This is a genomic window from Massilia sp. TWR1-2-2, from assembly GCF_049897565.1.
In the GTDB taxonomy this organism is placed as follows: domain Bacteria; phylum Pseudomonadota; class Gammaproteobacteria; order Burkholderiales; family Burkholderiaceae_D; genus JAFCUW01.
This window is the reverse complement of the sequence record NZ_JAFCWM010000018.1, coordinates 22,029-47,287: the sequence shown is the minus strand read 5'-3', so window position 1 is coordinate 47,287 and position 25,259 is coordinate 22,029. Positions and strand designations below refer to the sequence as shown.

26 protein-coding genes, 1 pseudogene and 1 riboswitch are annotated in these 25,259 nt (G+C 65.8%); of the genes and pseudogenes, 16 read left to right on the top strand and 11 right to left on the bottom strand.

Annotated elements, in window-relative coordinates:
* From rfaE1 to cysM, 3 genes are all read left to right on the top strand, one after another.
* Positions 1 to 984 carry a D-glycero-beta-D-manno-heptose-7-phosphate kinase gene (gene rfaE1, locus ACP7DD_RS17580; RefSeq protein WP_426176090.1) on the top strand — a complete coding sequence of 328 codons (984 nt, stop codon included), beginning with the start codon at positions 1 to 3 and terminating at the stop codon, positions 982 to 984.
* Positions 985 to 1,098: 114 nt separating this feature from the next.
* A complete protein-coding gene (locus tag ACP7DD_RS17575) occupies positions 1,099 to 1,485 on the top strand; it encodes a ComEA family DNA-binding protein (protein ID WP_426176089.1) in 387 nt (128 codons plus the stop codon).
* 340 nt (positions 1,486 to 1,825) lie between these two features.
* Positions 1,826 to 2,728 (top strand): cysteine synthase CysM, encoded by a 903-nt coding sequence (gene cysM / locus ACP7DD_RS17570; protein ID WP_426176088.1) that lies wholly within the window; start codon positions 1,826 to 1,828, stop codon positions 2,726 to 2,728.
* Positions 2,729 to 2,796: 68 nt separating this feature from the next.
* On the opposite strand, the gene ACP7DD_RS17565 is transcribed toward cysM, so the two are convergent.
* The 5 genes from ACP7DD_RS17565 to ACP7DD_RS17545 form a co-directional block, all read right to left on the bottom strand.
* On the bottom strand, positions 2,797 to 3,126 hold the full coding sequence (locus ACP7DD_RS17565) for a hypothetical protein (protein ID WP_099788908.1): 330 nt from the start codon (positions 3,124 to 3,126) through the stop codon (positions 2,797 to 2,799).
* A 491-nt stretch (positions 3,127 to 3,617) separates the two neighbouring features.
* Positions 3,618 to 4,769 (bottom strand): lytic murein transglycosylase B, encoded by a 1,152-nt coding sequence (gene mltB / locus ACP7DD_RS17560; protein WP_426176087.1) that lies wholly within the window; start codon positions 4,767 to 4,769, stop codon positions 3,618 to 3,620.
* The gene (locus ACP7DD_RS17555; RefSeq protein ID WP_426176086.1) at positions 4,766 to 6,793 is read right to left on the bottom strand and encodes a transglutaminase TgpA family protein; all 2,028 of its coding nucleotides are present in this window, start codon (positions 6,791 to 6,793) and stop codon (positions 4,766 to 4,768) included. The genes mltB and ACP7DD_RS17555 overlap by 4 nt, the downstream gene beginning before the upstream one ends.
* On the bottom strand, positions 6,790 to 7,788 hold the full coding sequence (locus ACP7DD_RS17550) for a DUF58 domain-containing protein (RefSeq protein ID WP_426176085.1): 999 nt from the start codon (positions 7,786 to 7,788) through the stop codon (positions 6,790 to 6,792). Before ACP7DD_RS17550 ends, ACP7DD_RS17555 begins: the two co-directional genes overlap by 4 nt.
* 9 nt (positions 7,789 to 7,797) lie before the next feature.
* Positions 7,798 to 8,718 (bottom strand): AAA family ATPase, encoded by a 921-nt coding sequence (locus ACP7DD_RS17545; RefSeq protein ID WP_099788881.1) that lies wholly within the window; start codon positions 8,716 to 8,718, stop codon positions 7,798 to 7,800.
* Between ACP7DD_RS17545 and ACP7DD_RS17540 the strand changes: the two genes are divergently transcribed.
* The 4 genes from ACP7DD_RS17540 to ACP7DD_RS17525 all read left to right on the top strand — a co-directional run bounded on the left by ACP7DD_RS17540 (position 8,701) and on the right by ACP7DD_RS17525 (position 12,089).
* Positions 8,701 to 8,904, top strand: a complete 204-nt coding sequence (locus ACP7DD_RS17540) for a hypothetical protein (RefSeq protein ID WP_426176084.1) — start codon at positions 8,701 to 8,703, stop codon at positions 8,902 to 8,904. The two genes, ACP7DD_RS17545 and ACP7DD_RS17540, sit on opposite strands and share 18 nt — an antisense overlap.
* The gene (locus tag ACP7DD_RS17535) at positions 8,901 to 9,830 is read left to right on the top strand and encodes a histone deacetylase family protein (protein ID WP_426176083.1); all 930 of its coding nucleotides are present in this window, start codon (positions 8,901 to 8,903) and stop codon (positions 9,828 to 9,830) included. The genes ACP7DD_RS17540 and ACP7DD_RS17535 overlap by 4 nt, the downstream gene beginning before the upstream one ends.
* A 158-nt stretch (positions 9,831 to 9,988) precedes the next feature.
* The gene (locus tag ACP7DD_RS17530; protein WP_426176082.1) at positions 9,989 to 10,876 is read left to right on the top strand and encodes a hypothetical protein; all 888 of its coding nucleotides are present in this window, start codon (positions 9,989 to 9,991) and stop codon (positions 10,874 to 10,876) included.
* Entirely contained in the window at positions 10,866 to 12,089 is a 1,224-nt protein-coding gene (locus tag ACP7DD_RS17525) for a hypothetical protein (RefSeq protein WP_426176081.1), read from the top strand. The genes ACP7DD_RS17530 and ACP7DD_RS17525 overlap by 11 nt, the downstream gene beginning before the upstream one ends.
* 49 nt (positions 12,090 to 12,138) lie before the next feature.
* Here the strand turns inward: ACP7DD_RS17525 and ACP7DD_RS17520 are convergent, their stop codons facing one another.
* Positions 12,139 to 12,363 carry a hypothetical protein gene (locus ACP7DD_RS17520; protein ID WP_426176080.1) on the bottom strand — a complete coding sequence of 75 codons (225 nt, stop codon included), beginning with the start codon at positions 12,361 to 12,363 and terminating at the stop codon, positions 12,139 to 12,141.
* 186 nt (positions 12,364 to 12,549) lie between these two features.
* On the opposite strand from ACP7DD_RS17520, the gene ylqF reads away from it, so the two are divergent.
* On the top strand, positions 12,550 to 13,470 hold the full coding sequence (gene ylqF, locus ACP7DD_RS17515; protein ID WP_426176144.1) for a ribosome biogenesis GTPase YlqF: 921 nt from the start codon (positions 12,550 to 12,552) through the stop codon (positions 13,468 to 13,470).
* 28 nt (positions 13,471 to 13,498) lie between these two features.
* Here the strand turns inward: ylqF and ACP7DD_RS17510 are convergent, their stop codons facing one another.
* Positions 13,499 to 14,314, bottom strand: coding sequence for a DODA-type extradiol aromatic ring-opening family dioxygenase (locus tag ACP7DD_RS17510; RefSeq protein WP_426176079.1), 816 nt, complete (start codon positions 14,312 to 14,314; stop codon positions 13,499 to 13,501).
* 109 nt (positions 14,315 to 14,423) lie between these two features.
* A riboswitch (cobalamin riboswitch) is annotated at positions 14,424 to 14,658 on the top strand.
* A gap of 79 nt (positions 14,659 to 14,737) precedes the next feature.
* On the opposite strand from ACP7DD_RS17510, the gene ACP7DD_RS17505 reads away from it, so the two are divergent.
* The 4 genes from ACP7DD_RS17505 (at position 14,738) to ACP7DD_RS17490 (ending at position 18,672) form a co-directional block, all read left to right on the top strand.
* Complete coding sequence (locus tag ACP7DD_RS17505) at positions 14,738 to 16,705, top strand: TonB-dependent receptor domain-containing protein (protein WP_426176078.1); 1,968 nt, start codon at positions 14,738 to 14,740, stop codon at positions 16,703 to 16,705.
* The gene (locus tag ACP7DD_RS17500) at positions 16,695 to 17,579 is read left to right on the top strand and encodes a cobalamin-binding protein (protein ID WP_426176077.1); all 885 of its coding nucleotides are present in this window, start codon (positions 16,695 to 16,697) and stop codon (positions 17,577 to 17,579) included. Before ACP7DD_RS17505 ends, ACP7DD_RS17500 begins: the two co-directional genes overlap by 11 nt.
* 110 nt (positions 17,580 to 17,689) lie before the next feature.
* Entirely contained in the window at positions 17,690 to 18,352 is a 663-nt protein-coding gene (locus ACP7DD_RS17495; RefSeq protein WP_426176076.1) for a thiol:disulfide interchange protein DsbA/DsbL, read from the top strand.
* Positions 18,349 to 18,672: a hypothetical protein gene (locus tag ACP7DD_RS17490; protein ID WP_426176075.1), complete on the top strand. Its 324-nt coding sequence runs from the start codon at positions 18,349 to 18,351 to the stop codon at positions 18,670 to 18,672. Before ACP7DD_RS17495 ends, ACP7DD_RS17490 begins: the two co-directional genes overlap by 4 nt.
* A 25-nt stretch (positions 18,673 to 18,697) precedes the next feature.
* Here ACP7DD_RS17490 and ACP7DD_RS17485 read toward each other — a convergent pair whose 3' ends face one another.
* Positions 18,698 to 20,035 carry an ATP-binding protein gene (locus ACP7DD_RS17485; RefSeq protein WP_426176074.1) on the bottom strand — a complete coding sequence of 446 codons (1,338 nt, stop codon included), beginning with the start codon at positions 20,033 to 20,035 and terminating at the stop codon, positions 18,698 to 18,700.
* A gap of 265 nt (positions 20,036 to 20,300) precedes the next feature.
* Between ACP7DD_RS17485 and ACP7DD_RS17480 the strand changes: the two genes are divergently transcribed.
* The 3 genes from ACP7DD_RS17480 to ACP7DD_RS17470 all read left to right on the top strand — a co-directional run bounded on the left by ACP7DD_RS17480 (position 20,301) and on the right by ACP7DD_RS17470 (position 22,432).
* Positions 20,301 to 20,783, top strand: coding sequence for a hypothetical protein (locus tag ACP7DD_RS17480; RefSeq protein WP_426176073.1), 483 nt, complete (start codon positions 20,301 to 20,303; stop codon positions 20,781 to 20,783).
* An 84-nt stretch (positions 20,784 to 20,867) separates the two neighbouring features.
* Positions 20,868 to 21,728 carry a MipA/OmpV family protein gene (locus ACP7DD_RS17475; RefSeq protein ID WP_426176072.1) on the top strand — a complete coding sequence of 287 codons (861 nt, stop codon included), beginning with the start codon at positions 20,868 to 20,870 and terminating at the stop codon, positions 21,726 to 21,728.
* 5 nt (positions 21,729 to 21,733) lie between these two features.
* Complete coding sequence (locus ACP7DD_RS17470) at positions 21,734 to 22,432, top strand: hypothetical protein (RefSeq protein ID WP_426176071.1); 699 nt, start codon at positions 21,734 to 21,736, stop codon at positions 22,430 to 22,432.
* 30 nt (positions 22,433 to 22,462) lie between these two features.
* On the opposite strand, the gene ACP7DD_RS17465 is transcribed toward ACP7DD_RS17470, so the two are convergent.
* Both ACP7DD_RS17465 and ACP7DD_RS17460 read right to left on the bottom strand, forming a co-directional pair.
* A complete protein-coding gene (locus ACP7DD_RS17465) occupies positions 22,463 to 23,149 on the bottom strand; it encodes a response regulator (protein ID WP_426176070.1) in 687 nt (228 codons plus the stop codon).
* Between the two features lie 211 nt (positions 23,150 to 23,360).
* Positions 23,361 to 23,737 (bottom strand): annotated as a pseudogene (locus ACP7DD_RS17460) (ABC transporter permease); the annotation flags it as partial.
* Positions 23,738 to 23,950: 213 nt separating this feature from the next.
* On the opposite strand from ACP7DD_RS17460, the gene ACP7DD_RS17455 reads away from it, so the two are divergent.
* Complete coding sequence (locus tag ACP7DD_RS17455) at positions 23,951 to 24,544, top strand: hemerythrin domain-containing protein (RefSeq protein WP_426176069.1); 594 nt, start codon at positions 23,951 to 23,953, stop codon at positions 24,542 to 24,544.
* 86 nt (positions 24,545 to 24,630) lie between these two features.
* On the opposite strand, the gene sodB is transcribed toward ACP7DD_RS17455, so the two are convergent.
* Entirely contained in the window at positions 24,631 to 25,209 is a 579-nt protein-coding gene (gene sodB, locus ACP7DD_RS17450) for a superoxide dismutase [Fe] (RefSeq protein ID WP_426176068.1), read from the bottom strand.
* Positions 25,210 to 25,259: the final 50 nt, after the last annotated feature.

The following is a 25,259-nucleotide window of genomic DNA, read 5'->3' as shown; positions in this document are numbered from 1 at the left end:
ATGAACGATACCGTCCCCAGCCGCCTCCTGACTGCCGACAGCAATCCGGGCATAGTGCCGCCGAGCCTGGCCGACGTGCGCATCCTGGTGGTCGGCGACGTCATGCTGGACCGCTACTGGTTCGGCGACGTCAGCCGCATCTCGCCGGAAGCGCCGGTGCCGGTGGTGCGCATCGAGCGCCGCGAAGAGCGTCTCGGCGGCGCTGCCAACGTCGCGCGCAACGTCGCTTCGCTCGGCGCCCACTGCGGCCTGCTCGGCGTGGTCGGCGCCGACGAGGCCGGCGCCCAGGTCGAGCAGTTGCTGGGCGAGTCGAGCATCCACAGCTACCTCAAGCGCGACGAGGCGATCTCGACCATCATCAAGCTGCGCGTGATCGGCCGCCAGCAGCAGTTGCTGCGCATCGACTTCGAGGACGCGCCGTCCGACACCGTGCTGCGCGACAAGCTGACCCAGTTCAACGGCGTGCTGGCCGGCTACGACGTCATCGTGCTGTCGGACTACAACAAGGGCAGCCTGGTCAACGTGGCCGAGATGATCCGCGCCGCGCGCGCCGCCGGCAAGGTCGTGATGGTTGATCCGAAGGGCGACGATTTTTCGCCTTACGCCGGCGCCACCATGCTCACCCCCAACAAGTCCGAACTCAAGCGCATCGTCGGCAGCTGGAGCAGCGAACAGCAGCTGACCGACAAGGCGCAGTCGCTGCGCGTGTCGCTCGGCCTGGACGCCTTGCTGCTGACCCGCTCGGAAGAGGGCATGAGCCTCTACAGCGCCACCGAAGTGCTGCACATGCACGCAGCCGCGCGCGAAGTGTTCGACGTCTCCGGCGCCGGCGATACGGTGATCGCCACGATGGCCGCGATGCTGGGCGCCGGCATGCCGATGGCCGATGCGCTGATCACCGCCAACCGCGCCGGCGGCATCGTCGTCGGCAAGCTCGGCACGGCGACGCTGACGCGCGAGGAATTGTTCGGCAAAGACGCCTGAGCAGCTTGCGCTAAATCAATAGTCGGGCGTCAACCGTAGCCCACCTGGTGCGCGTTAAGCATTGCAGGGTGGCGACCGCTGCCCGCGATTCCTAACAATAACGGAGAGTACGACATGATCAAGAAACTGATGCTCGCAGTCGCTGCGATGGTTGCCACGATGGGTCTTGCCTTTGCCCAGGTCGACGTCAACAAGGCGGATGCTGCCGCGCTGGACAGCATCAAGGGCGTGGGGCCGAAGATGTCGAAAGTCATCCTCGAAGAGCGCACGAAGGGTGGCGATTTCAAGGACTGGGCTGACTTCGAGAAGCGCGTCAAGGGAGTGGGTCCTAAGAACGCGGTGAAGATGTCGAGCGCCGGCCTGATGGTTTCCGGCAAATCGATGGATGGCGCCGCGATGGCGCCGGCCAAAGGCAAGATGCCCGAGGCCAAGCCTGCCGATGTCAAGGGCAAGGCTGACGTCAAGTCGGCCAAGCCTGCCGCCGCAGCCGCGAAGTCCTGATCCTCCGAGCATGGCCAAAGCCTCGCCGCAAAGCGGGGTTTTTTTTGCCCGTCACTCACCAAAAAAAAGCTGGGGTCAGGTCTGACATTTGGACATTCCTAGGCCAAGCCAGCGAGCGCATGCGTCGAAGTGCTTGGATATGCAGAACGTTTAGGCGGAGTCAGCCGAAAGCGAACGTGGAATTTGTCCGAATTGTCAGACCTGACCGCAGGAGAATGTCCGAATGCCCGACCTGACCCCAGCGTTTAATTTCTGCAGAGCCAGCTAGCCTGACCGCTCTCATACGCGTTCATGCATCCCGGCATACAATGGCGTTTGTCCGAACTGCCAGAGAGTCATCATGCAATACAAGACCATTCAAGACACGATCGGCAACACGCCGCTGGTGCAGCTCGTGCGCCTGCCGGGCGCGGACGCGGCCGCGCGTAACAACGTTATTCTTGGCAAAATGGAAGGCGATAATCCGGCCGGCTCGGTCAAGGACCGGGCCGCCATGTCGATGCTGCTGCGCGCCGAAGAGCGCGGCACCATCCAGCGCGGCGACACGCTGATCGAAGCGACCAGCGGCAACACCGGCATCGCGCTGGCAATGGCCGCCGCCATTCGCGGCTACAAGATGGTGCTGCTGATGCCCGACAACCTGTCGGTCGAACGGCGCCAGAGCATGGCCGCCTACGGCGCCGAAATCATCCTGACGCCGAAGACTGGCGGCATGGAATATGCGCGCGACATGGCCGAGCAAATGCAGAAGGACGGCAAGGGCTTCATCCTCGACCAGTTTGGCAACCCCGACAATCCGCGCGCCCACTACGAAGGCACCGGCCCGGAAATCTGGCGCGATACCGACGGGCGCATCACCCATTTCGTCAGCGCGATGGGCACCACCGGCACTATCATGGGCGTGTCGCAATACCTGAAGGAACAGAACGACCAGGTCCGCATCATCGGCGCGCAGCCGGAAGAGGGCTCGTCGATACCTGGCATCCGCAAATGGCCGCAAGCATACCTGCCGAAAATTTTCGACAAGGCGCGCGTCGACCAGGTCGAAAGCGTCAGCCAGGCGCAAGCCGAACACATGGCCCGAAGGCTGGCGGCGGAAGAGGGGATTTTCTGCGGCATCTCGGCGGCGGGTGCCTGTGAGATCGCATTGCGGATATCGCAGACGGTGGAGAACGCAACCATCGTGTTCATCGTCTGCGACCGCGGTGATCGCTACTTGTCGACGGGCGTGTTTCCCGCCTGAAATTGCTGCGGAATCAAGCCAGGTCCCTTCGTGCGAACGGACCCGGCTTGCATTACGACCGAGGCAATTTATGCCTGTGGCTCGCCTTCTTTTGGCTTGAACTGCTTGTCGCTGATGCGGAACTTGTTGCGGCGGTCACCCATCAGGTAACGCAGGTCGCGGATCGACAGGTCGCTCACCTCGTGCATGCGGATCAGCAGCGATGCGCCAACCGGCAGGCGGTGGTGGCGGATCTTCGAAATTACCGGCGGCGCCACTTCCAGAGCGCGCGACAGCGCCGCATCATTTTTCAGACGCAGGTTTTCGATGAGCGTATCGAGCAACCGGTTAGGGTTGTACTGCAACAGATCATCTGAATCCGAATCGCTGTTCATATCAATGCCGACTTGGTTTGTCATGATTTCTATCATTCCTATTTGAGTTTGTCCTGCTGGTTCTTACACCCGGCTTCGTGCTGTGCTACGACCGCAATAATCTTTTCTGCAACCGATTTCCAGAACACTTTGGAAAATATATACACAATTGTACAACGTTTTCCAATGTAATACCTGAAAGCAATAAAGATTAGAACGTTAGCAGCGATCTGCTGTTGTCGTTATGCAACATAGCCCCAATGCAATTCTCTCACATATTCACAATATTAAAATTGTTTTCTGGGTAAAGTTAAGTGTAGGGTAATTGACCCGGAGCGGCCGCACAATTCCGGTACGCACGCACGATATCGCAAGTTATCGGGGGGTATCTAATTTATCGGTGGAAATTTACCTGCGACAATAACCCGGCATCCCGACATACTCCCCCCGGGTATGCAAGCCGGCTGGCCGCCGGTTGTTGCAATGTGCTCATGATCTCGTTACAGTTGATTACAAAGTTTCCCGTACGTCAAGGGTCAGACGCCGCGCGCGGCGCGCACCGCGCGGCCCAGTTCGACGACCGACATGGCGTAGAAGTAACTACGGTTGTAATGAGTGATAGCAAAAAAATTATCGGTCGCTAACCAATATTCTGTTGCTTCAGCACCATTTTGCAAGTCAATCAGGCCAAACAGCATGCCGGTGGGCAGCGCCAAGGCGCTGACGGCGCCCGCCGCGGCCAGTTCTTCGACGCTCGAGGTCGCCGCCAGTCCGCCTTTGCCGATGTAGCTTTCCCACGCGCGCGCCGGCGACACGTCGGCCGGATAGGCGATCGGTCCGGCCTGGCCCGGCTGCCAGCCGTGCCGCACCAGGAAATTGGCGACACTGCCGATGGCGTCCGAAGCCGAGTTGCGCAGGTCGATCTGGCCGTTGCCGTCGAAGTCGACGCCGTATGCGAGTATGCTGCCGGGCATGAACTGCGGCAGGCCGACCGCGCCGGCAAATGAGCCCAGCAGCGTCAGCGGATCCATGTTGGACTGGCGCGCCAGCAGCAGCGTATTTTCCAGTTCGCCGCGGAAAAAACGCATGCGCGCTTCGCGGTTCGGCGTTTCCGGGTAGGCGAACGCCAGCGTCGTCAGCACATCCATCACGCGAAAGCGCCCGGTGTTGCGGCCGTACACCGTCTCGACGCCGATGATGCCGACGATGATTTCCGCCGGCACGCCATACTGCGCCTCGGCGCGCGCCAATGCCTCGGCATTGTTGGCCCAGAACTCGACGCCGGCGTTGATGCGGATCGGCTCGATGAAGCGGTCGCGGTAGGCCTGCCAGTTTTTCGGCTTGCCCGGCGGCGCCGGTTTGACCAGCTGGACCGCCGAGTCGATGTAGTTGACCTGCGCGATCAGGGCCTTCAGCGCGTCGCGCTCGAAGCCGTGCTTCGTCGCCATCTCTTCTTCGAAATCGGCGACCGCTTTCCATTCGCGGAAGTTGACCTGCTCGCCTTCGTAATCGACCTTGCGGGCGAGCGCTTTCGGCGCCGGCTTGGCCGGTTTGGCTACCGTGCTCGCCTTGGGATGGGCGCGCGGCTTGTCTTTCGTCGCAGCGGCGTGGGCGGCGCCGGCGGCGGCTACCAGGGCCAGCAACAGCACGGGGAAACGGCGCGGCATCGAACGTAAAAAGGAAGTCATCGAAATTTTGTCAGCAGAGTTTTCAGGGTGGCGGCCAGCCCCGGATCGGATGGCTGGGCGCCGTATTTATAGGCGCTGTAGAGGCGCAGGAATCGAGCCGCCGCGTCTTTCTGGCGCGGCTCGAGGCGGGCAGAGTCGATCCGCGCGCGATAGTCGTTGGGGCCTTCGTCTGCGGCACGCGCCAGCCCTAGCCGGCCCAGCTGCAGACACAGCGCCGAGTATAGCGCATCGATCGGATCGAGCCGGGGCCGGTTGCGGCGCTTGTGCGCGGCCACCAGCAGCACCAGCAGCAGCGCCAGCGCCGCCAGCGTCTTGACGTTGACCAGGCCGGCGGCGAACGAATCGAGCACGCCGCGCTGGCGCTCCGGCGTGTAGTTCAGCACCCACTGGTTCCAGCCGTTGTTCAACGCGCTCCATTCGTAGCGCAGCTGGGTCAGCAAGGGGATGCTGTCGGCGTCGAAGTTCATCAGGTCGTCGAGCGCGCCGATGCCGAAGCGGTTCATGCGCGACGGCGCGCGCGCCAGCGGCCGGCGCACCCGCTCCGGCGCCACCGCGGCGGTCGGATCGACCCGCAGCCAGCCGCGCCCGGCGACCCACACCTCGGCCCACGCATGCGCGTCCGACTGGCGCACCGTGAGAAAGCCGTCCACCGGATTGACTTCGCCGCCCTGGTAGCCGGTCACCACCCGCGCCGGCACGCCGGCGGCGCGCATCAGGAACACGAACGCGCTGGCGTAGTGCTCGCAAAAGCCGGCCTTCGTCTTGAACAAGAATTCGTCGACCGTGTGGCGTCCCAGCAGCGGCGGCTCCATCGTGTAGACGAAGGTATCTTCGCGAAAGCCGCGCAGCACCGCGCGCACGCGGTCGAACGGGTCGGCGTGGCCGCGCAGCGCGTCGCCGGCCGCCAGCGCGCGCGGATTGGCGCCGAACGGCAGCGCCAGCCAGCGCGCGGCGCCGGCCAGTTCGGCGTCGGCCTGCAAGCTGTAGCCGGGGTGCGAGACGGCGTCGTAACGCACCCGCGTGTCGATCGGGTAGGCCGCCGACATCTCCTGCTCGGCCGACACCGAACTGGCGTGGCCGGCCACCTGCGGCGGCGCGGCCGGCAGGTCGAGCGCGAACAGCCAGCGCTGCCCGCTCGGCTCCAGGGTGACCTGGTGGCGGATCGCGCGCCCGCGCATCAGCGCGCCGGCGCCGCCCGCGCTGCCGCGCTGGTGCGCCACCTGGGTCCAGACGCGCCCGTCGAAGTCGCCCAGCACCAGGCCGCGCCAGTACAGCAGCGCGTGCGACGGCGGCGGGTCGATGAAGCGCACCCGGAAGGCCGTCTCGTCGGACTGTGCCAGGCTCGCCATGCTGCCAGGAGCCATGCTGTTCGACATGCCGGTGCGGCCCGACATGGCGTCGCCCGGCATGCCCCACAGTGGCCCCTGCATGCGCGGGAAGACGAAAAACAGCAGCGCCGCCAGCGGCAGCGCGAACAGCACCGTGCGCGCGCCGAGCCACAGGCGCCGTCCCAGCGGCGGCAGCGCGCCGGTGAACTGAAACGACAGCTGGGCGGCCAGCAGCACCGCCACCGAGGCGCCCATCATCAAGGCGGTGCCGATGCCCTGGGCGTAGAAGAACGTCGTCAGCAACAGGAAAAAGCACAGGAACACCACGACGAACAGGTCGCGCCGCGCGCGCATCTCGAGCATCTTGAAGGCCACCAGCAGCACCAGCATCGCCACCCCGGCGTCGCGCCCCAGCACCGTGTGGTAGGTCAGCCAGACGCCGGCCATCGATGCCGCCGCCAGCGGCAGCAGCACCAGCGACGGCGGCAGGCGCTGGCCGCGCACCGTGATCACCACGCGCCACATCAGCGTCACCGCGCACAGCGTCGACACCCACAGCGGCAGGTGCAGCGCGTGCGGCGCCAGCACCAGCAGCGCCGCCGTCAGCAGCAGCAAGGTGTCGGTCTTGTCGCGCGGCAGGCGCGCGGCGAAGCCGGCCAGCCGGCTGTTGATTGCCGCCAGTGGCCGCGCCTTCATGGCGCCTCCGCGGCCAGGCCGTGCAGCGCCAGCGCCTGCAGGCACGCGGCCCGGTGCGCCGCGCCGATGCCGGCCTTGAAGTCGTGCGCGCCGATGCGCATCGCGTACGGCAGCGCGCGCTGCTCGGCCTGCAGCACCCAGCGCGTCATGCGCGACAGGCGCAGCTCGACGTCCATGTGCGCCGGCAGCGCGTTAAAGTCGAGCACCAGTTCGTCGATCGCGCCGCCTTCGAAATGCTTGGTCACCAGCTGGCCGCCGTAGGCCGGGTCGAGCCGGGCGATCTGGCGCCACGCCAGGCTGCGCATCGAGTCGCCCGGCTGATAGCTGCGCACGCCGGCGAAGTCGTCGTCGCCGGCGCTGCCGCGCCCGTCCGCGCGCGCGCTGCCGCCCATCGGCAGCGGCGGCGCTTCCGGCTCCGGGAACGGATACACCAGCACCCGCAGGTCCGGCTGCCAGTAACTCCAGGCGCGAAACAGGCCGAGCGGAAAGCGCGTCACCAGGCGTACCCGCGGCGCGCGCAGCCAGCCGCGCTGTTCGGTGGCGGTGGTCAGCTGCAGCGCCGCGCCGGCGCCGGCCGGCGCGTCGGCTAGGTAGCGCGGGCCGTCGTGGCCGGTAAAATCGACGCCGATCGCATAGCGGTCGAGCCGCGTGCGGTTCACCAGGTGCAGCTCGAAGCGCGCTTCCTCGCCGGCGAACACGCTGGCCGCGCGCCCGGGCCGCAGGTGTAGCTGGCCGAGGTTGCGGTAGGTCAGGTACATGTCGACCAGTGCGCAGCTGCCGAGCAGGAATGTCAGGCCGAAGCCGAGGCCCAGGCTATAGTTGGTGGCGCCCACCAGCAGCACCAGCAGCATGCCGGCAAAGCCCAGGCCGGCCTTGGTCGGCAGGATGAAGACGCGGCGCCGGTGCAGGAACACTTCGCCGGCCTCGCGCTCGCGCTGCTTGAACAGCCAGCGGTTGCCGGCGCGTTCAGCCCATTGTGTCAAGCGCGCCGCCATCCGGGCTCGTCAGACCGGCACCGATTTTTGCAGTTGCAGCACCAGGTCGCGGCTGGCCAGCGCCACGCCGTGCGCCGACTTTAGCGGGCGCAGCCGGTGCGCGCAGACCGGCACCAGCACCGCCTGCACGTCTTCGGGCACCACGTGGTTGCGCCCTTCGAGCGCGGCCCACGCGCGCGCCGCCTGCAACAGCGCGATCGCCGCGCGCGGCGACAGCCCCTCGGCAAACAGCCCGTCGCGGCGCGACGCCTGCGCCAGCGCCTGCACGTAGTCGATCAGCGACGGCGAGGCGTGCACCTGGCGCAGCGCCTGCTGCGCCGCGGCCAGTTCTTCCGGCTGCATCGCCGCCGGCAGCGCCTTGAGCATGCTGCGCCGGTCCTCGCCCATCAACAGCGCGCGCTCGGCGGCCGCGTCCGGGTAGCCCAGCGACAGGCACATCAAGAAGCGGTCGAGCTGCGACTCGGGCAGCGGGAACGTGCCGACCTGGTGCGCCGGGTTCTGGGTGGCGATGACGAAAAACGGCTCAGGCAGCGCGCGCGTGACGCCGTCGGCGCTGACCTGGCGTTCTTCCATCGCCTCGAGCAAGCCCGACTGCGTCTTCGGCGTGGCGCGGTTGATCTCGTCGGCCAGCAACACCTGCGTAAAGATCGGACCCGGATGGAACACAAAGCCGTTCTTTTCGCGCTCGTAGACGGAAATGCCGGCCACGTCGGCCGGCAGCAGGTCGCTGGTGAACTGCACCCGGTTGAATTTCAAGCCGAGCGAGATCGCCAGCGCGTGCGCCAGCGTGGTCTTGCCCACCCCCGGCACGTCTTCGACCAGCAGGTGGCCGCCGGCCAGCAGGCACGTCAGCGCCTGGCGCACCTGCAAATCCTTGCCGACCACGATCTGGCTGACCTGGCGTGCCACTTCATGCATTTTATTGAACATGTGCTTGTCTTCGGTGAACTGGGTGGTGTCGCGCCTGCGGCCGAGCGAAACATTGCGATGGATGGTAGATTAGCGCCATTCGGACAATTTTTCACTCTTCATCGCATCGCTGTAAATGATTCTATGCGAGAACAGCAACGCGGTGCGATTTTGATGAGAACCGGCAACTTCAAAGCGGGAATATGACCACAGCCATTTATAGCCATGCGGATTGCCTGCGCCACGAGATGGGCGAGTGGCACCCGGAGTCGCCGGAGCGCCTGCGTGCGATCGACGATCAACTGATCCGCTCCGGCATCGGCAGCCTGCTCGAACGGCGCGACGCCCCGCTGGCCGAATTGCCGGCCGTGATGCGCAACCACAGCGCCGCGGCGATTGCCCTGGTGCGCGACAATTTGCCGGGCCCGGGCGAATACTATCCGCTCGACGCCGACACCCTGATCAACGAACACAGCTACCAGGCGGCGCTGCGCGCGGCCGGCGCGGCCATGGCCGCCACCGACGCCGTGATTGCCGGCGACATTACCAACGCCTTCTGCGCGGTGCGCCCGCCGGGCCACCATGCCCGGCCAGGCGGCCCGATGGGCTTCTGCCTGTTCAACAACGTCGCCCTGGCCGCGCTGCACGCGCTCGACTCGCACGGCCTGAAGCGGGTGGCGATCATCGACTTCGACGTCCACCACGGCAACGGCACGGCCGAATCGTTCCGCGACGATCCGCGCGTGCTGATGGCCAGTTTCTACCAGCACCCGTTCTATCCGTACAGCGAGCCGCAGCCGGAAACGGCCAACCAGGTCAACATCCCGGTGCCGGCGCGCAGCAATGGCGACGTCGTGCGCAAGCTGGTGCAGGAGCACTGGCTGCCGGCGCTGCATGCGTTCAAGCCGGAGATGCTGTTCATTTCGGCCGGTTTCGACGCCCACCGCGAAGACGACCTCGGCGAGATGGGCCTGGTCGAGGCGGACTATGCCTGGATCACGCGCGAGCTGATGACCATTGCGCGCCTGTACGCGCACGGGCGCATCGTCAGTTGCCTCGAAGGCGGCTACAACCTGTCGGCTCTGGGACGCAGCGTGGTGGCGCACGTCAAGGCGCTTGCCGAGCTGGACTAGAACAAAAACCACACCGGGCCAACGCCGCAATCGCGCGCGTTGACTTCACCGATATCGCCGCGTAGATTTGATCTCAGCGGCCGGCCAGTTCGTTCGTTCATTTCGCTTCCCGGATTGCCGCGTCCGGGCCTTTGCAGCGCTGCCTGAAGGAGGAATGTATGAACCGTTTCCTGCGCCTGCTGGCGTGCCTCGCGCTGTTGTCGCTGGGCGCTGTCTCCAGCCTTGCCAGCGCCACCAATTATTCGCTGTGGATCAACGGCCGCGGCGCCGGCGGGGTGGTGGGCAACTACGACAATTTCGCTTACTGGGGCCCGGCCGCCGTCGAGGCCGGCGTCAACAAGAAGGCGGTCAACTGGGACGGCTACAACAGCATCGCCACGCAAAACGGCAAGATCCGGGACGCGCTCGACTGCTTCTGCACCGGCGCCAACTGGTGCTACATCGCCAGCCAGAGCGCCGGCGACCTGATGATCGGCTACACGCTGGCCAACTACGGTGGTTCCACCCGCATGAAGAAAAACGCGGCGCCGAATGCGGCTGGCGTCTGCGGCAACGCCGACGGCACCGCGCAGACCGGCTGGAACATCAAGTGGGTGCTGGCCGCGGCGGGCGCTGCCGGCGGCACCGAACTGGCCGACGCCGGCGCCTGGACCACCGGCGAGCCGCTGGTGCGCGACCTGCGAACCAGCACCGCGCGCGCCATGTACAACCACAACGACACGCGCTTCGTCTGGTTCTACATGTTTGCCGGCGCCTACGGCACCGTGTATTCCGGCCTGCTGCCCGGCCAGGACGACGAAGTAGTGCCGTATCACAGCGCCGGCGCCGTCTCCGGTACGGCCGGCAGCGCCTATTGCAATCCGCGCGACTGGTGGTGCAACGACCTGACGATTGGCAGCGCCGTCAACGAGGGCGGCTGGCCGAAGTGGAGCTATCACTACGTGTTGTTCCGCGACGACGAGGAAGCGTACAGCCATTCGAACCGCGGCAACTGGGCCGGCATCGTCTCGGTCATGCGCTCGACGATGGTGGTCAGTGCGCGCTGATAAAGCACTGCTGGCGGCGCTGGCCATCGCCGCCCTGGCCGCCGTCGGCTGGCTGGCGGCCGGCGACGATCGCGCCGCGCCGGCGCAACCCGCAGTGGCGCTGGCGGCGGCGCCGTCGCCGGCGCCCGCGCCGGGCGGGCGCATCGGGCCGGCAAATGCACCGCCGGCGCCGATGCGCCGGCAACAGCTGGCGCAAAATCTGCAGCTGGCCGAACGCACCTATTGCAGCTACCTCGCCAGCAGCCGGTATCCGCACGGCTCGCGCCCGATCGCCGAGCAGCCCGACCAGGTGTATCCAAACGCGCCGGTCACTGCGTCGAACCCGTTGCGGCTGGACGGCGGCGGCAGCGACCCCAAGGTGCGGATCCAGACATCGCAGTCGCGCGTCTACCTGGCCGCCGGCGAAGCGGTGGCGTTTTCGCTGCGCGCCGTCGACCCCGACGGCCAGGTGCTGCCGCTGGTCATCGCGCGCGCGCTGGCGCAAGGCATGACGTTCAACGGCGCGCGCGCGGGAGCCCAGGCGCAGCTGGCGTTTGCCGACGATGGCCGGCTGGCCGATCCGGTCGCCGGCGACGGCGCCTTTGCCGCGGTGCTGGCCCCGGCCCAGGGCGCGCTCGCCAGCTTCAACGGCACCATCCGCACCGACGTGCGTTTCAGCGTCGCCGGGCGCGCCGGCGTGGTGACGTTCGACGTCGTCCATACGCCCGAACTGCCGGCGACCTGGACCGGGAAAGTGCGCGAGGCGCTCGAAGACGGCTCGCTCCATTTCTACCTGGCCGCCGACGTGCGCCAGGCCGGCCGCTACATCGTAAGCGGCCGCGTCGACGACGCCAACGGCCGCCCGTTCGCGCTGGCTACCTTCAACGACCTGCTGCGCGCCGGGCCGCAGGAAGTGCGCCTGACCACGTTCGGCAAGCTGCTGCGCGACCAGCAGCCGGCGCTGCCGCTGACCTTGCGCGACGTCGACGGCTACCTGCTCAAGGAAAATTCCGATCCGGATCGGGCGCTGATGCCGCGCCTGGAAGGGCGCGCCTTCGTCGGCAAGCCGCATCCGCTGACGGCGTTTTCCGGCGCCGAATGGCAAAGCGAGGAGCGCAGCCGCTACCTGGCCGAATTCGGCAAGGACCTGCGCCAGGCGCGCCGGGCGCTCGCCGCCGCCGATCCCGCCGCGCCGCTGCCGCCAGGCGCCTGCACCGAACCGGCGGCGAATTAGGCGCCAGTGCGGCGCCAGGGAAGGGCGTAATGGGGGCCGGCCGGGGTGGTCAGCTGCCGTTCGTTTCCGGCCGCGGCTCGGCGCTCAGCGCAGCGCGCTTTTCGACATCCGTCATGCGCTTGCCCTTGACGACGACGACCTGCACCGGCTGCGGCGCGGTGGCGCGCGCGGCCGTCTGCGCGGGTGCGACCGGGCGCTGCGGCATGGCCGCGATGCCCACCGCCGCCAGCAGCACAACGCCGAAAATGAGTTCCATGTGTCTCAGTGCGTTCATTGGTTGACCCTCCATTGGTGGGTCTATTGTTCTTCTTTCCGTAGGCCAATTTGTTGCGGTGGATCAATCTCCTGATGGCGCTGCGCGAAAATCGATTCGCGCCTGGAACCGTGTGAACCCGTAAAATAGCGCCATTATTTGAGAATTTGAAAGCACCGCATGTCGATACAATGGTACCCGGGCCACATGAACGCCGCCCGCAAGAAGGCGGCCGAGCAGATGGAGAACACCGACCTGGTCATCGAGGTGCTCGATGCGCGCCTGCCCGAGGCGAGCTGCAATCCGATGGTCGAAGAGCTGCGCCTGTTCCGCCAGCGTCCCTGCCTGAAGATCCTCAACAAGGTCGACCTGGCCGATCCGGTGGCCACCGCTGCCTGGAGCGCCTGGTACGACGCCCAGGAAGGCGTCACCGCCTATCCGATGACGACCAAGAAGCCGGCCGACGTCGCCCGCATTCCGGACCTGTGCCTGTCGCTGGCGCCGCATCGCGGCGTGCCCACCAAGCCGCTGCGCATCATGATCATGGGCATTCCCAACGTCGGCAAATCGACCTTGATGAATGCGCTGCTGAAGAAAAAAGTGGCGAAAGTGGGCGACGAGCCAGCCGTGACCAAGATGCAGCAGAAGCTCTACCTTGGCAAGAACATCATCCTGGTCGACACGCCCGGCATGCTGTGGCCGAAGATCGCGCTCGCCAGCGACGGCCTGATGCTCGCCGCCAGCCACGCGATCGGTTCGAACGCGCTGATCGAAGACGAGGTGGCGGTCTACCTGGCCGACGTGCTGCTGGCGCGCTATCCGCACCTGCTGACGGCGCGCTACGGCTTTGCGACCGAAGGCATCGACGGCATCTCGGTGGTCGAAGGCGTGGCGGCGCGGCGCGGCTACCGGCAGAAGGGCGGCGACCTCGATTTCGAGAAGGCGGCGCACACCTTCCTGCAGGATTACCGCACCGGCGTGCTGGGCCGGATCAGCCTTGAAACGCCGGAGTCGCGCACCAGGGCGCTGGCCGAGCATGCCGCCATGATGGCCGAGAAGGCCGCCAAGGCTGCGGCAATCGCCGCCGAAAAAGCCGCCAATTCGGCGCGCGGAAAACGCGGCACTTAGCTGATTCGCCGTTTCCTTCTCGGCGTTGTCACGCCGCCGCGGCGCCGAACCGGAAACTCGACACGGCCAGGTTGCCAAAGAAATTGTCCTCGTGATAGACGCAACTGGCCGCCTCGCCCTCGGCCGCGCCGAGCGCCACCCACAGCGGCGCCAGGTGGTCTTCGCGCGGATGGGCCATGCGCGCATACGGCGCCTCGCTCCAGTGCAGCATGGCGACGCTGCGCTCGGCCGGCGTCAGCTTCAATAAAACGTGCTGCAGCCAATCGTCGAAGGCATGCGACGCCTGCTTGCCGCCCGGCCCGAACTGGCGCAAGTTGTGAAAACTGAGCCCGCTGCCGATGATCAGGATGCCCTCGTCGCGCAGCGGCGCCAGCGCGCGGCCGATGTCGATGTGGGTCTGCGGATCGTAGCCGTGCCGGATCGACAGCTGCACGACCGGCATGTCGGCCGCCGGGTACACCGGGTACAGCATCGAGAACGTGCCGTGATCGAACCCGCGCAGCGGATCCTGCGTCACCGCATGGCCGCCCGCCGCCGCCAGCTCGGCCACCCGCTGCGCCAACTGCGGCGAACCCGGCGCCGGATACTGTACCTGGTAAGTGTGCGGCGGGAAGCCGCCATAATCGTAGATCATCCCGGGCGCCGCGCTAGAGGACACCATGAACTCGTCCTCCTCCCAGTGGCTGCTGACCACCAGCACCGCCTTCGGCCGCGCGCCGACCTGGCGCGCGATGTCCACCAGCGACTGCTCCAGCTTGTTGTAGGTAGCGCCGTACTGGTCCTTCATGAACGGCCACGGACCACCGCCGTGCGAGACGAAATAGGTGGGCAGGCGATTTGTCATGACAGCTCCTTGGAATAGGGTAAGCCTAGATTGTACTAGTTAGGACTAATATCTGCGCGGCGGCGAACGGCAATCCCACAACGGCACTCGCTGGTGACCCTTGTTACGTTTATAATGGCCCCGTTTTGGTGCCCGCAGGCGTGATCTCGCCTGCAGTTAAACGGGAAACACCACGCTGCCGCGCCGGCCCCCGGCAAAGCGCGCAAGGTGTGCTGCCCCCGCAACGGTAAACAAGCGTCGCCACCTGGCGACTGGCTGTCTCGAACACCACGGTGCGAATGGCATCGGAAGGTGAGACGGTCCGACTTGCGAGCCCGGATACCGGCCAGGACAGGTGGGAGCGCCGGCGCAGCCGCGGGCGTCTTCCGTTGAATCCGGCTTGCGGGGACGCACGGCCGGAGACTTTTTTCGAAGACCGACACCATGACTTTCTCCGCACCTCGCAGCGTAACCGCTTTGCATCCGCTCGCCCTCGTTTCCGCTCTCTCCCTGGCATTCTCCGTCGCCCCATCCGTCCACGCCCAGGATGCCGGCATGCCGCAGGTGCTCGTTACCGGCGCGCGCTTTGCCAGCGCGCCGGAACTGGCGCCGATCGGCGCCACCGTCATCAGCGCCGACGACATCCGCCGCGCCGGCGTGGCCGACGTCAACCAGGCGATCCGCAAGATCGGCGGCGTCTACGGCCGCCAAAGCCTCGACTCGAGCCCCGACTTTTCGCTCGACCTGCGCGGCTTCGGCTCGAACGGCAGCCAGAACATGGTCGTCTTGCTCGACGGCGTGCGCATGAGCGACAACGAATTGAGCGGCCCGGTGCTGTCGACCATTCCGATCGAGACCATCGAGCGCATCGAGATCATCCGCGGCGGCAGCAGTGTGCTGTACGGCGAAGGCGCCACCGGCGGCGTCATCAACATCATCACCCGCCGCGCCAGCGCGCCAGGCACGCGCGGCTCGGTGCGCGCCGAAGCGGGCCAGTTCAGCCAGCACGATGTGCGCGCCTCGGTCGCGCGCAACTGGGACGGCGGCGCCTTCGATGCCGCCATCGGCACCCAGGGCACCGACAACTACCGCGCCAACAACGACTTCCGCCAGAGCGCCATCTCGGCCGGCGCGCAGTGGAACCTCGGCACCGGCAAAGCCGGCGTCCGGCTCGACAGCGCGCGCGCCAGATCGCGCCTGCCAGGTTCGCTGACCCTGGCGCAGTTCGAAGCCAATCCGCGCCAGAGCGCCACGCCGGGCGACTACGGCTCGCTCGACACCGACCGCGTCAGCGCCTATATCGACCAGCGCATCGGCGGCGTCGAACTGGCGGCCGAACTGTCGCATCGCCAGAAAACCGTCAAGGCCTACTACGCAGCGTTCGATTCGAAGCTCGCCTACGACAGCGAGCAGACCCAGTTTTCGCCGCGCGTGCGCCACCTGTCGCAGTACAGCGGCATGCTCAATGAGCTGATCGGCGGGGTCGACCTGATTCGCTGGAACCGCGTCACCGACGCGGATTTCTCGAAGGCCGACGCCAGCCAGTCGTCCAAGGCGATCTACCTGCGCGACGAAATCCGCTGGAGCGCGGCGCACAACGGCCGCTTTTCGCTCGGCGCGCGCCACGAAGTGTTCGACAAGGACTACGCCGACCCGCTCGGTTTCCCGCCGGTGTCCGAGAGCAGCTCGCAGTCGCAGAATGCCTGGGAGGCGCAAGGCAGCTACGACGTGCAGCCGGGCGTCAAGCTGCACGCCAAGGCCGGCCAGAGCTACCGCATGGCCAACGCCGACGAGAACAGCTACCGCGCCTCGTCGACCGTGCTCAAGGCGCAAACCTCGCATGACCTCGAGCTGGGCGTGACGTTCGGCGGCGCCCGCAGCCAGATGAGCGCGCGCGCCTTCCGCCACCGCCTGCAAAACGAGATCTTCTACGACCCGACGATCGGCTTTGGCGCCAACGCCAACCTCGATCCGACCGAGCGCCGCGGATTCGAGATCGACGGCGACGCGCGCCTGGCCGCCGGCTGGCGCCTCAGCGGCCACCTGCAGCACGTCAAGGCCACCTTCACCGCCGGCCCGAACGCCGGCCGCGAGATGGTGCTGGTGCCGAAAAACACGGTGTCGACGCGCCTGGCGTGGGCGCCGGCGGGCGGCCACAGCGCCGACGTCGGCGTCCAGTGGGTCGACAGCCAGCGTTACGGCAGCGACTTCACCAATGCCTGCGGCGCGCGCATCCCTTCATACACCACCATCGATGCACGCTATGCGCGTACTATTGGCCCATGGGAATTTGCCGTGTCGGGCCAGAACCTGGCCGACAAGCAGTACTACAGCAACGCGTTCGGCTGCCGCTCCGGGATCTATCCGGGCGACGGCCGCCAGATCAAGCTATCGGCACGCTATGATTTTTAATCGCTTCATTGTCGCGCTCTGCCTGGCGCTGCCCGCCGGCGCCAGCCTCGCCGACATCAGCGTCGTCGACGATGCCGGCGTGCGGGTGACGCTGGCGGCGCCGGCGCAGCGCGTCATTTCGATGGCGCCGCACATCACCGAACTGCTGTTTGCCGCCGGTGGCGGCGAACGCATCGTTGGCGCCATCAACTTCAGCGACTATCCGGAAGCGGCGAAAAAGATCCCGCTGGTGGGCAGCAATGCCCAGATCGACATGGAGCGGGTGATTGCCCTCAAGCCTGACTTGCTGATCGTCTGGCAAAGCGGCAACACCGGGCGCCAGCTCGAGCAACTCGGCAAGCTTGGCATTCCGGTGTTCCACAGCGAGCCGACCCGCATCGACCAGGTGGCCGACAGCCTGACGCGCCTCGGCCGCCTGCTTGGCACCGAAAAGGTGGCGGCGGTCGCGGCGGCGCGCTTTCGCGCCGAGGTCGCCGCGCTCGGCGCGCGCTACGGCAAGCGCGCGCCGGTGCGGGTGTTCTACCAGATCTGGGACAAGCCGGTGTACACCCTCAGCGGCAAGCACATCGTCTCCGACGCGATTCGCCTGTGCGGCGGGGAAAACGTGTTTGCCGGCCTGAAGGTGGTGGCGCCGTCGGTCAGCGTCGAGGCGGTGCTGCAGGAAAATCCCGAGGCCATCTTCGGCAGCGAGCAGTACGATCCGGGCGAGGCCGGCATCGGCATCTGGAAGCCGTACCGCAGCATGCTCGCCGTCGAGCGCGGCAACCTGTTTCGCATCGAAGGTGAGTTGCTGACCCGGCCCGGCCCGCGCGTAGCCCAGGGCGTGGCGCAGTTATGCGAAAAGATCGACCTGGCGCGTCAACGGCGCAAGTAAGCCGGCGTTACACACGTAAGCATTTGCAATAATCGCTCCGCCAGCGCGAGCGTTCGCCGAAAAAGTGGTAATCTCGCGGCGTTCGCCTAACAAACTTAATAAGGATCACCATGCGTTCCCTTCGCCTTGCCGTTGCTGCACTCGGCCTCGTTGCCGCCACCGCCTTCGCCTCGCCTGCCGATCCGAAACTGGGCGCCGAATACGTCCAGTTGGCCTCTCCACAGCCGACCCAGGTTGTCGGCAAAAAAGTCGAAGTGATCGAATTCTTCATGTATCACTGCCCGCATTGCAATGTGCTGGAACCATACATCGCCGAATGGGTCAAAAAGCAGGGTGACAAGATCAATTTCAAGCGCGTGCACATGCCGTATTCGGGCGTCAACGATCCTGAAGCGCACCTGTACCTGACCTTGGAAGCGATGGGCAAGCTCGAGGAAATGCATCCGAAGGTATTCAAGGCGATCCACGTCGACCGCGTCCGCATGAACAAGGATGACGTCGTCATCGGCTGGGCCGTCAAGAACGGCATCGACAAGGCCAAGTTTGTCGATGCGTGGAATTCGTTCGGTGTCATGACCAAGCTCAAACGCCTGCCGCAGATTCTTGACGCCTACAAGGTGCAGTCGGTGCCGACCCTGGTCGTTGACGGCCGTTACATGACGTCGCCCTCGCTGGTCGACGCGACGAACCGCGGCCTGAACGAAGGCACGCTGTCGAAGGCGACGGTGCAGGTGCTCGACGCGGTGGTGGCGAAGGTAGCCAAGACAAAATGAGCGATGCCGAACAAAAACTTCTGAAGATCTACGACGGCTCCAAGCCCGTGGACGAGGAGTTGTTTGAGACCAGCCACATCAACCAGGTGGCGTGGACGCTGGCGGTCGTGTTTGCCGGCCTCGTCATCTGGTTGTGCATCGCGCTCATCAACGCCGAGAACCAGCGCTACGCGCTGATGACGAACAAGTGCGCCGACCCGCTGTTCAAGGGCGAGCTGGACCGGAAATGCCTGGTCACGGTGCGTTCGCGCGACCACTGGTGGGAGCACCTGGGCTACGCGATGACGCATCTGACGCAGTCGACGTCGGCCACGAAATAAAAAACTCCGCTGCGGCGGAGTTTTGTTATGTGTGGTGCGGATGCGCTGCCATTCTGTCCTTTTCGCCGTTCACCGGCAGGCGCAGCACGAAGCGCGCGCCGCCCAGCATCGAGCCTTCCGCCCGTATCGTGCCGCCATGCTGCTCGAGCGCCTTGCGCGCGATCGACAGGCCCAGGCCGAAGCCGCCGGTGCTGCGGTCGCGGCTGCGGTCGAGCCGGTAGAACGGCTCGAAGATGCGTTCGCGCTCCACTTCGGGGATGCCGGCGCCGTCATCCTCGATTGCCACTTCCAGCGCCGCCGTCCCGACCCGCCGCGCCGACAGCACGATGCGCGCCCTGGCGTATTTTTGCGCGTTGCGCAGCACGTTGCCAACCGCGCGCAGCAGCAGCCGGCGGTCGCCATTGACGCTGCCGACCGCATCGTCGATTTCGAGCTCGACCGGACAATCGAGCAGCAGCGCGCACTCGCGCAGCGCCGGCGCCAGCGCGAACGGCGCCGCCGGCACCGCGCGTCCGCTGCCGATCCGCGCCATGCCGAGCAGCTCGGCGACCAGCGCGTTCAGTTCGGCCAGGTCGGCCTCCATCGCGTCGATGCGCGGCGTCAGCGTGCCATCGGGCGCCTTCGCGCGCAACAGCTCGAGGGCGAACTCGAGCCGCGCGATCGGCGTGCGCAGTTCGTGCGACACCGAATGAAGCAGGTTCTCCTGCGACGCCAGCAGCGACTCGATCCGCTCGCCCATGTGATTGATACGCTCGGCCAGCGGGTAGATGCTGGTGCGCGGACCGAAGCTGGCCCGCGCCGACAGCTTGCCGGCGCCGAGCTCGTCGGCCACGCTCGACAGCGCCTGCAGGCCTTGCCAGTGCTTGCGCGACCACAGCGCGATCGGAATCAGCAGCGCCAGTGCGACGATGACGTAGCGCAGCGCCTCCATCTGCAGCGCCAGGCCTATGTCGATCGGCAAGTCGCGCGCGTGGATGACCTCGTCGGCGCTGCCGATGTAGCGGTCGCCCTTGAGGTCGACGCGCCGGAAGAATGCCTTGTTGGCCGGGTCGAGCACCACGTCGCCGCGCTCGAGCGCCGCCAGGCGTCGCGCCGGCAGCTGCGCGCGGGCGCCGGCCAGTGGCATCAGTTCGATGTTTACGCGCGACACTTCGCGCACCTTGTTCAGCCGCGCCAGCCATTCGTCGGCCGGCGCCTGGTCGACGTATTGTTCGAGCAGGAAGATCTGCGCGGCCGCCTGGCGCCGCGCGATGTCGTCGAGCGGGTCGCCGAACAGCCGGCTCATGGCGAAGTAGACGACAAAGGTCGCCACCGTGATCGACAACATCACCAGCACGAAGAATCGGAAAAACAGGCGATTCACGGCGTCCCCGCCAGCCTTGTGGTGCACGACATAGTTTTTTCCCTGGCAGTATTGTATAAGAGCCGCGCCCGCGTCAGGGCATTACAAATGGATGACAAATGGCGGACAAATCGGGGGGGATTGGGCGGCCGCGACCCGGTAAGCTGCGTCCACATCAGGTTTTCCGTTTGCCCGCCTGGTTCGCAAGGATCGAGCGGGCTCTTTTTATTCGACAGTGTAGTTCGGTCGCTGCATGCGCGCCGGACCTGGATCAGGAGCTTTGTCCATGTCACCGGCTCAGTACACCCAATACATATTTCGCGCCGCGTTGCTCGCCGGCGCGGCTTTGCTGACCAGCTGCGGCGCCGGCGGCGGCGACCTCGCGCTCGGCGAAAGGCAGGCCGGGCAGGGTGTCGCCGTCGGCGAACCGAACGGCGCGGCGCCGGTGACGGCCGAATTCGTCGCCCACGCGCAGGCGGCCCCTTGCGCCGAGCAGCGCAATCGCCTTTTCATGGTCGACAAGCGCATGGTGTACTGGGACCGCGCCGGCAACTGCGGCGACAACGGCTACGCCCGCACGCTGTACGGCGCCACGCCGCAGCAGATATTCTGCTCGGCGGCCGATTCGATCGCCGGCCCGCGTGCCTTCTGCAACGACGAATCGTCGCGCGCACTGTTCAACACGATCGACGCCAATCGCCACAAGGCCGACCTGGGCCTGGGCAGCGGCCACCTGGTCGAACCGATCGACGTGCCGCCACGGGCCTGATAGCGGCGCACGAACAGGCAAATTTTGGGGGCGCGCCGTGTCGCACCGTAAAATGCGCACAGGCAAACTCTCGATACAGACAAAATGAAAAAGCTTCTCGCCATCACGCTGGCGGCCGCATGTGGTAGCGCGGCCGCCCAGACGCCCGCAGTGAACCGGATGCCCGACGGCAGCCGCGACCTGTACCTCGGGCTCGGTGCCGTATCGGCGCCGCGCTACGACGGCGCGCGCGAGCAGCGGATCAACGCGCTGCCGGTGCTGCAGCTGGCATCGAGTAACGGCATCTTCATCTCCGGCATGAGCGCCGGCATGCACCTGTCCGCCGCACCGTCGGTCGAATACGGCCCGCTGCTGGCGCTGCAGTTGCGCCGCAGCGCGTCCGGCAGCGCGAGCGGCATCGGCGGGGTCGACAGCGTGAGCTTCCCCGGCATCGTCGCCCAGCCACCGCTGGTGGTCGCTCGCAGCGCGAAGGCGAAGCAACTCGACGGCATGGACCCGATCGGCGCGCGATTGCAAGCGGGCGCGTTTTTCAACCTGTACCTGACGCCGCGCCTTCGCTTGACCAACAGCGTGCTGTACGGTTCTGGCAATGACAAAAAGGGCGCGACCTGGAGTGTCGCGGTGCAGCGCATCGCCGCCGAGCCGGCGCTGCACCACGCCGTCTCCGTCAGCGCCGGCCTGACCGTCGCCAACCGCGCGCACAACGACGCCTTTTTCGGCGTCGCGGCGGCCGCAGCACAGCGCAGCGGCTATGCCGCCTACCAGGCTGCCGGCGGCATCAAGGATGTGCACGTCGGCGCGCGCTGGAACTGGGCGCTGGCGCCATCGTGGATCGTCACGTCCGGCCTGCAGGCGTCGCGCCTGGTCGGCAGCGCCAAGGACAGCCCGCTGGTACAGCGGCCCGCCAACGTGACGGTTTCGACCGCACTTGCCTACAGGTTTTAAAGCACATGTCCCGGTTCCGACTTTTCCCTGCTCTGATTGCCCTGCTGCTGGCCGCCGGCGTTGCCGCTGCCCAGGCGCAGGACGGCGGCTGGGCGAGTTATCGTGACGCATACCGGGCGATGGTGGTGTTCGAAAAATACGGCAAGCCCAAGCATCTGATCCAGAGCCACTTCCAGGTCATGCCGCGCGAAAAAGGCGCCCCCATCGACGGCTTGCGCCTGTCGCTGCAGGGCAAATCGACGCAGCTGAACCTGCCGCTGGACGCCACCGGCCGCACCGTGTTTCCGCTGCTGAAGGCCGCTTACGACGAGAACGCCGCGCTGGTGCTGAACCGGCCGATCGGCCAGTACGTGCTGCGCCCGCGGGTAACGGTGCTGGTGCGGCCCGATGGCGTGTATGAGGCGGCCGAGCTGCGCGCCGCCTGCAACCAGGCGCTTCAATTCGCGCGCTATGCCGATGCATCGGCGCGCAGCCTGAGCTGCGCCGGGGTGCGCTTCGGCTTTGCCCGCAAGGGCGCCGCGCCGGTAGTGCGCGTGCGCAATGGCGACTCCGCGCAGGCCTTGCCGGTGGTCGACGGCGCCATCTTCGCCGACGACGCCGACGACGGCTTCAAGACGGTGCTGTACAGGTTCGGCGACGCGCCGGCGCGCGGCCAGGTGGTGACGCAAGAAGCGCCGCTGGGGATCGCGCCTGTCTTCGAGTGAATTAAAAAAGCAAGTTCGGAGTAAGTTCGGTCAAGCCCAGGACGACGGCGAGAACAGGTAGCCTTCGCCCCACACGGTCTTGATTTTTTCCGAGGCGGCGTCGTCGAAGCGGCGCCGCAGTTTGGAAATGCTGTTGTCGATGCTGCGGTCGAGGCCGTCGAATTCGATGCCCCGCATCTTTTTGAGCAACGCGTCGCGCGACAGCACCTGGCCGGCCGAGCTGGCCAGCACCAGCAGCAACTTGTACTCCGTATTGCTGAGCACACACTGTTCGCCGCGCCAGCTGACGCTGCGTTCGCTGGGCGTAATCGTCAGCGCGCCGAACACCAGCGGCTGGCCATCGGTGGTGGGGCGAGCGCTGGCGCGGCGCATCAGTGCGCGCAGGCGTGCCAGCAGCACGCGCGGCTGCACCGGCTTGTTGAGGAAATCGTCGGCGCCTTGCTCCAGTCCCGACACTTCATCGTACGAATCTTCGCGCGCGGTCAGGATCAGGATCGGCACCTCGCTGACGGCGCGCAGCTGGCGGCACACCACCATGCCGTCGAGGCCTGGCAGCATCAGGTCGAGCACGACCAGGTCCGGCGCGATGTCGGCGAAGCGCGCCAGCGCCTGGTCGCCGCGCGTGACGAGTTCGACCTCGAACTCGTAGCCGCTCAAATACTCCATCACCAGCTCGGCAAGCCTGGCATCGTCTTCCACTAGCATTACTCGAAACATGGCAACTCTCCTCGGCAGCCATTGTAGTAGAGCCAATGCCCAAAATCCCTTTCCGCGACACAAGCTGACATCTCGCCACACTTTCACGACACTTGCCACCCCACCAATTCGGGGTCAGACCTAGGTCTGACCCCGAATTGGTGCTGGAGCATCGGCGCGCAAGCGGCCAAGATTGATTTCACATATCGTTATCGCGCGCCGGCATATGACGCTAGCGTTGCATTGCCCAGCGGCACACGGTCAGCCGCTCGACCGACTGGAACACGATGTTCTCGACCAGCAGCCCGATGACGATGACGGCGGCCAGGCCGGCAAACACCTTGTCGGTGTAGGCTCGTTGCGGCTCTGGAAGATGCACCAGCCGAGCCCGCCCGCGCCGGAGGTGGTGCCGAACACCAGCTCGGCCGCGATCAAGGTGCGCCAAGCGAACGCCCAGCCTATCTTCAGCCCCGACAGGGTCGCCGGCAACGCGGCCGGAAATCAGGATTTGCACCATCAGCCGCAGTCCGCCAAGGCCGTAGTTGCGGCCGGTCATGCGCAGCGACTCACCGCGCGAAAGCCGGCGCAGGTGTTCAGCGCGAGCCGTGGACAAACACCGAAAATTGCCATTTGTACGACCGCCACATCGTTATTTCACAAAAAATCTACCCAACTGGATCTTTTACGCGCGAATATTGGATGTGCCCGTCTTGACTTACATCATGGATTTATTGCGCCCCGTCGCCTAGCATCGGCGTTGGTAATGTCGATACCGACAGGGTGCTGTCCGGCATCTGTCCCCCAATCTACGGGAATTGAGCAATGCGCCCTTTAGCGACCCATGCAGGCACCCGCGTCATCCATGAAGAACACGACCGCCTGTGGGCGGTGCTGCAGGCGATGCGTCATTTCGTCCGCGCCACCGCCGATGGCGGCAAGGCGCCCGCGTGCAAGGTGTTTCGCGCGATGCTGTTGTATATCGTCGACTATCCCGAAAAGCTGCATCACCCGAAAGAAGAGCAATTGTTCGCGCTGCTGCAGCAGCGCACCGGCACCGTTGACGAAGAGATCGCGCAGCTGAGCGCGCAGCACGTCGCCGGCGAAGCGATGGTGCGTGAGCTCGAACACCAGCTGACTCGATACGAACTCGACCGCGAAGCGGGGTTCGCGCCGTTCGCCCGCGCGGTGGAGGAGTATTGCGCCTACAGCCAGGCGCACATGCGGCTCGAAGAGGATATCGTGCTGCCGGCGGCCGACCGCTTCCTGACGGCGCAGGACTGGCTCGACGTCGATGGCTGGTTCGCCGCCAACTGGGATCCGCTGGCCGGCACCGCCTACAAGGACGGCTTCGACCGATTGTTCTCGCTGATTGTCAACATCACGCCGGCGCCGATCGGCCTCGCATCGGAAGCTTGAGGCAGTCAGAAGGTCGAGACGAAAAAAGGCCCCAAAACGGGGCCTTTTTTGATGCCATGTCGAACTCTGTTGGTCCGACGCTTTGCTTAGGCGGCGTTGGCGTTGACCGCGTCCCAGTTGACCAGGCCCCAGAACGACTCGACGTATTTGGCGCGGGCGTTGCGGTAGTCGATGTAGTAGGCGTGTTCCCAGACATCGCAGGTCAGCAGCGCTTTGTCGCTGGTGGTCAAAGGGGTGCCGGCGTTCGAGGTGTTGACGATGTCGACGCCGCCATCGGCTTTTTGCACCAGCCAGGTCCAGCCGGAACCGAAGTTGCCCAGGCACGACTTGGTGAATTCTTCCTTGAACTTGTCGAACGAGCCCCACTTGGCGTTGATTGCGTCAGCGACCTTGCCGCTTGGCGCGCCGCCGCCGGCCGGCTTCATGCCGTTCCAGTAGAAGGTGTGGTTCCACACCTGGGCGGCGTTGTTGAAGATGCCGCCGGACGATTTCTTGACGATTTCTTCGAGGGACAAGTTCTCGAACTCGGTGCCCTTGATCAGGTTGTTCAGGTTGGTCACATAGGTAGCGTGGTGCTTGCCGTAGTGGTACTCCAGCGTCTCTTTCGAGATGTGCGGAGCCAGGGCGTCCATTGCGTACGGCAGGGGTGGCAGGGTATGTTCCATGAAGTGTCCTTTTATTGATTGGGAAGAGCGTTGATCGTTGAAACAACTCT

Bases quoted from the DNA above. Each gene is read 5' to 3' on its own strand.
- ACP7DD_RS17480 (WP_426176073.1), top strand. From the start codon at position 20,301: ATGTCACCGGCTCAGTACACCCAATACATATTTCGCGCCGCGTTGCTC.
- ACP7DD_RS17455 (WP_426176069.1), top strand. From the start codon at position 23,951: ATGCGCCCTTTAGCGACCCATGCAGGCACCCGCGTCATCCATGAAGAA.
- ACP7DD_RS17470 (WP_426176071.1), top strand. From the start codon at position 21,734: ATGTCCCGGTTCCGACTTTTCCCTGCTCTGATTGCCCTGCTGCTGGCC.
- ACP7DD_RS17555 (WP_426176086.1), bottom strand. From the start codon at position 6,793: ATGAAGGCGCGGCCACTGGCGGCAATCAACAGCCGGCTGGCCGGCTTC.
- ACP7DD_RS17565 (WP_099788908.1), bottom strand. From the start codon at position 3,126: ATGACAAACCAAGTCGGCATTGATATGAACAGCGATTCGGATTCAGAT.
- sodB (WP_426176068.1), bottom strand. From the start codon at position 25,209: ATGGAACATACCCTGCCACCCCTGCCGTACGCAATGGACGCCCTGGCT.
- ACP7DD_RS17495 (WP_426176076.1), top strand. From the start codon at position 17,690: ATGCGTTCCCTTCGCCTTGCCGTTGCTGCACTCGGCCTCGTTGCCGCC.
- ACP7DD_RS17510 (WP_426176079.1), bottom strand. From the start codon at position 14,314: ATGACAAATCGCCTGCCCACCTATTTCGTCTCGCACGGCGGTGGTCCG.
- ACP7DD_RS17530 (WP_426176082.1), top strand. From the start codon at position 9,989: ATGAACCGTTTCCTGCGCCTGCTGGCGTGCCTCGCGCTGTTGTCGCTG.
- ACP7DD_RS17535 (WP_426176083.1), top strand. From the start codon at position 8,901: ATGACCACAGCCATTTATAGCCATGCGGATTGCCTGCGCCACGAGATG.
- ACP7DD_RS17465 (WP_426176070.1), bottom strand. From the start codon at position 23,149: ATGTTTCGAGTAATGCTAGTGGAAGACGATGCCAGGCTTGCCGAGCTG.
- ylqF (WP_426176144.1), top strand. From the start codon at position 12,550: ATGAACGCCGCCCGCAAGAAGGCGGCCGAGCAGATGGAGAACACCGAC.
- mltB (WP_426176087.1), bottom strand. From the start codon at position 4,769: ATGACTTCCTTTTTACGTTCGATGCCGCGCCGTTTCCCCGTGCTGTTG.
- ACP7DD_RS17575 (WP_426176089.1), top strand. From the start codon at position 1,099: ATGATCAAGAAACTGATGCTCGCAGTCGCTGCGATGGTTGCCACGATG.
- ACP7DD_RS17550 (WP_426176085.1), bottom strand. From the start codon at position 7,788: ATGGCGGCGCGCTTGACACAATGGGCTGAACGCGCCGGCAACCGCTGG.
- ACP7DD_RS17500 (WP_426176077.1), top strand. From the start codon at position 16,695: ATGATTTTTAATCGCTTCATTGTCGCGCTCTGCCTGGCGCTGCCCGCC.
- ACP7DD_RS17490 (WP_426176075.1), top strand. From the start codon at position 18,349: ATGAGCGATGCCGAACAAAAACTTCTGAAGATCTACGACGGCTCCAAG.
- ACP7DD_RS17520 (WP_426176080.1), bottom strand. From the start codon at position 12,363: ATGAACGCACTGAGACACATGGAACTCATTTTCGGCGTTGTGCTGCTG.
- ACP7DD_RS17505 (WP_426176078.1), top strand. From the start codon at position 14,738: ATGACTTTCTCCGCACCTCGCAGCGTAACCGCTTTGCATCCGCTCGCC.
- cysM (WP_426176088.1), top strand. From the start codon at position 1,826: ATGCAATACAAGACCATTCAAGACACGATCGGCAACACGCCGCTGGTG.
- rfaE1 (WP_426176090.1), top strand. From the start codon at position 1: ATGAACGATACCGTCCCCAGCCGCCTCCTGACTGCCGACAGCAATCCG.
- ACP7DD_RS17545 (WP_099788881.1), bottom strand. From the start codon at position 8,718: ATGTTCAATAAAATGCATGAAGTGGCACGCCAGGTCAGCCAGATCGTG.
- ACP7DD_RS17540 (WP_426176084.1), top strand. From the start codon at position 8,701: ATGCATTTTATTGAACATGTGCTTGTCTTCGGTGAACTGGGTGGTGTC.
- ACP7DD_RS17475 (WP_426176072.1), top strand. From the start codon at position 20,868: ATGAAAAAGCTTCTCGCCATCACGCTGGCGGCCGCATGTGGTAGCGCG.